We start from the raw sequence: 3,917 nt of genomic DNA on the forward strand, positions 1-3,917 counted from the left end.
CCAGCGCGCGGCTGGCGGTCATCAGCATCGAATCCGTTACGCGGGTGGCGCCGGCAGCGATCACGCCGAGACCGATACCCGGGAAGATATAGGAGTTGTTGCACTGGGCAATCGGGTAGGTTTTGCCTTTCCAGGTGACCGGTGCAAACGGGCTGCCGGTGGCGACCAGCGCGTCACCGTCGGTCCAGGCGATGATATCTGCCGGCGTTGCTTCCACGCGCGAGGTCGGGTTAGAGAGCGGCATCACGATCGGGCGTTTGCAGTGCTTGTGCATCTCGCGAATGATCTCTTCGGTGAACAGTCCCGGCTGGCCGGAAACGCCGATCAGGATATCCGGCTGGGCATTACGCACCACGTCGAGCAGTGAGATCGAATCGCTGGTGACATCCCAGTCTTTCAGATTGTCGCTCTTCTGCACCAGCTTGCTCTGGAAATCGAGCAGGTTAGGCAATTTGTCAGTGAGCAGGCCGAAACGGTCTACCATCATCACGCGCGCGCGCGCTTCATCATCGCTCAGGCCTTCGGATTTCATCTGTGCGACGATCTGCTCGGCAATACCGCAGCCGGCGGAACCGGCACCGAGGAACACCACTTTCTGCTCGCACAGACGGCTGCCTGCGGCGCGGCTGGCGGCGATCAGCGTGCCCACCGTGACAGCGGCCGTGCCCTGAATATCATCATTGAAGCAGCAGATCTCATCGCGGTAACGCTCCAGCAGCGGCATGGCGTTTTTCTGCGCGAAATCTTCAAACTGTAGCAGCACATTTGGCCAGCGGCGCTTCACCGCCTGAATGAATTCATCAACGAAGGCTTCATACTCTTCGCCGGTGATGCGCGGATGGCGCCAGCCCATGTAGAGCGGATCGTTCAGCAGTTGCTGATTATTGGTGCCGACATCCAGCACCACCGGCAGGGTGTAGGCCGGGCTGATGCCGCCGCACGCGGTGTACAGCGACAGCTTACCGATAGGAATGCCCATGCCGCCGATGCCCAGGTCGCCGAGGCCGAGAATACGCTCACCGTCGGTGACCACGATGACTTTGACATTCTGCTTGGTGGCGTTTTGCAGCATGTCTTCAATGCGGTCGCGGTTGTTATAGGAGATAAACACCCCGCGCGCGCGACGGTAGATTTCTGAGAAGTGCTCGCAGGCCGCGCCAACCGTTGGGGTGTAGATGATCGGCATCATCTCTTCCAGGTGGTTGTCCAGCAGGCGATAGAATAGCGTTTCGTTGGTGTCCTGGATGTTGCGCAGGTAGACGTGCTTGTCGTTATTGTTTTTGAAGTCCAGGAACTGACGCCAGGCGCGCTCGGCCTGCTCTTCGATGGTTTCTACGGCGTCTGGCAGCAGGCCATTGAGGTTAAATTCATTACGTTCTTCCAGCGAGAAGGCGCTGCCTTTGTTCAACAGCGGAAATTCCAGCAGGATCGGACCCGCGTAAGGAATATACAGCGGACGTTTACTTTCGTACTCGAGTTCCATGCAGTGTTTGCTCCGGTTGCAGTGTTTTCTGACGTGTCGCCAGCAAGAAGGTAACGCCAGACCCGTTTATTGTGAAGTTCTGGCGCCCGATCCTATGAAAATTCCTGCAGATGTACAGCTTTTGTTAATAGAAGGTCACAAAAGCGGTAAAAGGATCACTAAACTGTTGGTTTCGAAACTAAAGTAACTGAGAAATTGCTGCAGCCGAGCGCGGCGAGGGTGGTGCGCGTGGCATCAAACTGGCTCAGCGTGGCGTCGGCGCTTTCTGCCAGCACTGCCTGCTGAATCTCCTCCAGCGCTTCGTTGTGCATATTCATCAGAATCAACGCGGCCTGTAATGGCGGCAGGCTCGGGTTGAAAGCGGCATTTTCGGCATAGCGCCCGGGGTAAATCTGGCCGCTGCGGCTCTGCAACGCCACGCCGCTATAACTCTGGCTGTAAGGTGCATGGCTGCGGCTGGCGGCATCAATCGCGGCCTGCTGCAGCGCATCGCCCTGCGGCAGGAAACCGTGGTCGACCGGCGTCAGCAGCCGTTCACTGATATTGAGATCGGCCGGGCCAAAGGCATCGGGTAAATAGTCGGCCAGCGTGCTGACCGCGCGGCCCGGCAGGCTGATGCGAATCGCCGTACCGCTATTCAGTTCATTCATAAACTGGCGGCAGTGCCCGCACGGCGTGTAGTTGACGGTAATGGTCGCCAGCTGCGCTTCGCCCCGCAGCCAGGCATGCGTGACTGCGCTCTGCTCGGCGTGGACCGTTTGCTGCAGCGGCGCATGTAAAAACTCCATGTTGGCACCGAAGTACCAGTGGCCAGTGATGCCGCGCGCAATAGCGCCCACGTTAAAGTGCGAAACCGGTGCCACGGCACAACAGGCGGCAATCGGCAGCAGTGCGAGTGCCAGCGCATCATCATCCAGACCGGTTGCCTGTTGCAGCTGAGTCACCTCCTGCGGTCGCAGCACGCCGTGAAAATCAGCGGCGTCCAGCAACGGCTGAAGCGCGCTCTGCAGCGTAGCGGGCAGGGCAGAGAAAGCGGAAGTGAATCGTGCATGCATGATGTTATGGCCTCATTAACTCGTCAGCGGCGAAGCGCCGCCTCAAGGTTTATATGTGATCCATGTCGCTATGACAATGCAAGCTGATTGGCTTGTTTCAACTTTGCGAGATCTCTCGCAAGTTTTACCCCAGTAAGCGCATCAGCAAAGGAAAAATGAAAGGCGCCAGTAACGAGGTGATGATGCCGCAGATTACCAGCGCCAGTGAGCTGAAGGCGCCTTCCTGATAGTCAATCTCCGCGGCGCGCGCGGTGCCGAGCGCATGTGACGCGTTGCCAATCGCCAGCCCGCGTGAGGACTTGCTGCGCACTTTAAACAGATTCAGCAGCATGTGACCAAACACCGCGCCCAGCACGCCAGCAATCAATACACAAATGGCGCTGATGGCGGGAATACCGTGTAGCGAGCCCGACACTGCCATGGCGATGGGCGTGGTCACCGACTTCGGCAGGATGGTGGCTGCGATTTCCGGAGTCGCCCCCATCCACAGCGCGATCGCCGTGCCGGACACCATGGCGGTAATGCTGCCGATAAAGCAGACGCTAATGATGGTTTTCCAGCGCGCGCGAATCTGGTGCATCTGCTCATACAGCGGCAGCGCCAGCGCCACCACGGCGGGCTGCAGCAGCTGATTAAGCAGCGCGCTGCCGGCAAAATAGCGCGCGTAGGGCAGGTGCGTCAGCAGCAGCAGTGGAATAATGATCGCCATGGCCACCAGCAGCGGATTGACGATGGAGAGGTTGATTCTGGCTGCCAGACGGCGTGCCAGCAGATACGCCACCACGGTAAGCGGCAGTGACCACCAGGCGTCACTCATGGCCGGACTCCTTCGGACGCTGCAGGCGCTCGGCGCTCAGGCCGACAATCAGCAACACCAGCAGGGTGCTGACCATACAGGAGACGACAATCGGGCCAAACTGTGCGCTGAGGATATCGGTGTAGCCCATCACGCCAACGCTGATCGGTACAAACAGCAGCGCCATGTAGCGGATCAACAGCTGACAGCCGGGTTTCACCCACGTTACCGGGATAATCTGCAGCGCCAGCAGGGCAAACAGCAACAGCATGCCAAGGATGCTGCCAGGAATGGTAAATGGCAGCAGGGCGGCAAGGCCGTTGCCGGCGTAAAGCGCGGCATAGACGATGGCAAAGGCGCGCAGATAGCGCCAGCAGGCAGATAGCACGGTGGGCATGTCAGGCTCCTGTTTTCGTGGCGCTTCATCATACGCATTAAGCGCTTAGCGTGCTAGCGATCACACTGGAATGCAGATTCAGGATTTCAACACCTTTGCTTTGAAGCTGCGCAAAGCGGCGTAAGCTGGTGGGCAGAGCGAAGGAGCAGCGATGAACCACACCGTGCAACCGCAGCGCGCGCTGCG

4 protein-coding genes are annotated in these 3,917 nt (G+C 58.8%); all 4 read right to left on the reverse strand.

The window, feature by feature from the left end:
- On the reverse strand, positions 1-1,483 hold a 1,483-nt coding region (locus ERD80_RS20960; RefSeq protein WP_136548406.1), incomplete at its 3' end, for an NAD-dependent malic enzyme.
- A gap of 158 nt (positions 1,484-1,641) precedes the next feature.
- A complete protein-coding gene (cdd, locus tag ERD80_RS20965) occupies positions 1,642-2,538 on the reverse strand; it encodes a cytidine deaminase (RefSeq protein WP_136548408.1) in 897 nt (298 codons plus the stop codon).
- 124 nt (positions 2,539-2,662) lie between these two features.
- Entirely contained in the window at positions 2,663-3,355 is a 693-nt protein-coding gene (locus ERD80_RS20970; RefSeq protein ID WP_021509288.1) for a CidB/LrgB family autolysis modulator, read from the reverse strand.
- Positions 3,348-3,731, reverse strand: a complete 384-nt coding sequence (locus tag ERD80_RS20975; RefSeq protein WP_021509289.1) for a CidA/LrgA family protein — start codon at positions 3,729-3,731, stop codon at positions 3,348-3,350. Before ERD80_RS20975 ends, ERD80_RS20970 begins: the two co-directional genes overlap by 8 nt.
- Positions 3,732-3,917: the final 186 nt, after the last annotated feature.

The organism is Pantoea sp. R102 (assembly GCF_004916815.1).
Taxonomy (GTDB): domain Bacteria; phylum Pseudomonadota; class Gammaproteobacteria; order Enterobacterales; family Enterobacteriaceae; genus Pantoea; species Pantoea dispersa.

What these genes read in the sequence shown, in the direction of transcription:
- cdd (WP_136548408.1), bottom strand. Translation starts at nt 2,538, where the DNA reads ATGCATGCACGATTCACTTCCGCTTTCTCTGCCCTGCCCGCTACGCTG.
- ERD80_RS20970 (WP_021509288.1), bottom strand. Translation starts at nt 3,355, where the DNA reads ATGAGTGACGCCTGGTGGTCACTGCCGCTTACCGTGGTGGCGTATCTG.
- ERD80_RS20975 (WP_021509289.1), bottom strand. Translation starts at nt 3,731, where the DNA reads ATGCCCACCGTGCTATCTGCCTGCTGGCGCTATCTGCGCGCCTTTGCC.